This window comes from Bacillus sp. MYb209 (assembly GCF_002975175.1).
Taxonomy (GTDB): Bacteria; Bacillota; Bacilli; order Bacillales; family Bacillaceae_G; genus Bacillus_A.
The window spans coordinates 1-2,551 of sequence record NZ_PCNZ01000100.1; the positions used below are offsets into that span (position 1 = coordinate 1).

Below are 2,551 nucleotides of genomic sequence, written 5' to 3' on the forward strand. Positions count from 1 at the left end.
AACCAAGTTTTTTTATTTCTTTTGTCGCTTTCTGCGTTGTTGCTATCGGCGACTTTTCCTATATTACACCTATATATAATAATAGTCAACATTTCTTTTTCATTTTCCATAAAAAAATACCCCACGCTCATACCCCATCTTTATTTTACATATATATAATCAAGATACATGAAAGGAGTGTATCAATTGTTGGATCCTTCCTTATTACACATCATTAATACTAATGCAAGAAGCCCACACTATCATAGAAACTTTCCTATCATTCTATTTTGGAGTCAAAAAAGTGGTTGCACTTCCCTTGCTAAGTGGTTTTTTTACCAGATTGATTTATTACAAACAGCTTTAAACTATCACCCCTTTATTCATAATTATGAATATGAAATATACAAAAGTACACCGGCCTATAATATACGGCTGAGTGTAGCATTACGAGATAAACAAAAGGAAACTTTCAAACTAGTTCGCAATCCGTTTAGAAGAGCAGTCAGTTCTTTCGTGTCCTTAATTGCACCCCCTTATGTAGAAAATACAGAATGGAAACCCATTCGAAAGTTTTTATATCAAAATGAAAATTCTCCTAAAGGAATCTCATTTAAACAATTTTTATACTACCTATTCACTAAAGGTGCTCATGCAAATGATATTAACCCTCACTTTACACAACAATATATAGCAGGTGAGGAAGAGTATGTAACCAATTATATATACTTAGAAAATTTCTATCAGGAAATGAAAAAATTAGAAAAGCGTTTCGAATTAAAGCCTGCACCGACAAATGAGTTTTCAACATCATGGCATCATCAAACCCCTGCCATGATTTATAAAGGGAATTTCAGCGATGCCGATATTACTGATCCTTTATTCCCTCGTCACCCGACTTTTGAAAGCTTTTATGATAATGAATGTATACAGCTCGTCAAAACAATCTTTCAAAAAGATTTCGATATATATAGGTATAACAAAGAATATCCCTACTAGTTTAAATCTATTATCTTCACTAAATATAAAAAGATACCTCATATTTATGTATAAGGTATCTTTTTAACATTTAAACTATATATAACATACAATTTAACAGTCCCTACTATCCAAGTTATTACCCTTTAATAGATTACGTAATTTCCACTTATCCGCCCATCCTACTCCAATTAAAACTAGACTTCCTCCCATTATTACCTTCCATGTCAGAGATTCATTTAATAGGATAATTGAAGTAACAATACTTATTAACGACAATCCATTTAAATACAGTCCACTTATTGATGCAGAGACCGTCTCTAACGCTTTATTCCAGAACCAATATGCTAAAATTGTTGCCCCAATAATAAGGTACACTACACTAAATCCAGTCTTCCATGTTTCGACCTTTGGGAAACCGTAGTAAAAAATTTCTATCATTGCAAATGGTAACACAATAGATGCACCTATCATTAGTGTTACTGTAGTGAAAACTTTATTAGATAAACGTCGTTCTTGTTTTGGCCGCTTTAACAAAACTGTGTAGAACGCAAATAAAAAGGTACTTAATAAAATAAGTATATCTCCTATTAAAGACACCTCTTGATTAGTATTGCTAGATGGAATTGTAATAAAGAGCACCCCTATAACCCCCAACATAATTCCGATCCAATAATCCATCTGAATTTTCTCTTTCAAAAAGAACGCTGAAAAAAGAATTGTAACTAATGGCAATGCAGCATCAATAATACTAACATGTAATCCACTTGTTAAAGAAATACCATAGGATGTGAACATAAAGTACCCAGCTACACCAGTAAAAGATAGTAAACTCATTCTTTTCCACGGAATATGTTTATGTACAACTGCTTTTTGTAGTTCGTTAAATGAGAAAAGCATACAAATTCCACCCGCAAAGAAAAGACGAATAAATAACAAAGTAAACGGTTGAATGGATTCTAATGCCCATTTCGTTGGTGCAATGGCTGTCCCCCATAATATAACAGCCACTAATAACATGCATATTTCCTTCATAATTCCCCACACCCATCAAAAAATATATGTTAACTACCTTAATTATAAATTTTTTCTTATGTAAAATCCCTTAAAAATACAAAAAGGTTATGTGAAAAAGAACTGGATAGCTATTTTTCACATAACCTTTTCATATAAGCTCAAAAATATTCTTGTTCATACCACAACTAAATCAATATATATAAAAGGTGTTTATTACCTTATATATATTGGTTTATAACCTTTTTATCACTTTATTGTCCAAATCTTATTGTATACAGCCTCTATTTCATTCTTTTTTCTTCTTTAGGATTATTAAATTTATGGATTTTAGCCTTCGGTAAATAAAAATAAACACAAAAAAACCTAAGTCGAAACGACTTAGGTTTTTGCTTGGCGACGTCCTACTCTCACAGGGACAAGGTCCCAACTACCATCGGCGCTAGAGAGCTTAACTTCCGTGTTCGGTATGGGAACGGGTGTGACCTCTCTGCCATCATCACCAAACTATTGAAGGTATATTCCTTCAAAACTAGATAACATTTGCTTCATATTATATGGTTAAGTCCTCGATCTATTA

At 32.5% G+C, this 2,551-nt stretch carries 2 protein-coding genes and 1 rRNA gene; 1 reads left to right on the forward strand and 2 read right to left on the reverse strand.

All coding sequences use genetic code 11. The annotated features are described in order from the left end of the window. Positions 1-186: 186 nt before the first annotated feature. On the forward strand, positions 187-978 hold the full coding sequence (locus CQZ94_RS30430; RefSeq protein ID WP_105588400.1) for a sulfotransferase family 2 domain-containing protein: 792 nt from the start codon (positions 187-189) through the stop codon (positions 976-978). 93 nt (positions 979-1,071) lie between these two features. Here CQZ94_RS30430 and CQZ94_RS30435 read toward each other — a convergent pair whose 3' ends face one another. Both CQZ94_RS30435 and rrf read right to left on the reverse strand, forming a co-directional pair. Then, positions 1,072-1,992: a DMT family transporter gene (locus tag CQZ94_RS30435; protein WP_105588401.1), complete on the reverse strand. Its 921-nt coding sequence runs from the start codon at positions 1,990-1,992 to the stop codon at positions 1,072-1,074. A gap of 370 nt (positions 1,993-2,362) precedes the next feature. Then, a 5S ribosomal RNA gene (gene rrf, locus CQZ94_RS30440) occupies positions 2,363-2,478 on the reverse strand. Between the last annotated feature and the right edge of the window lie 73 nt (positions 2,479-2,551).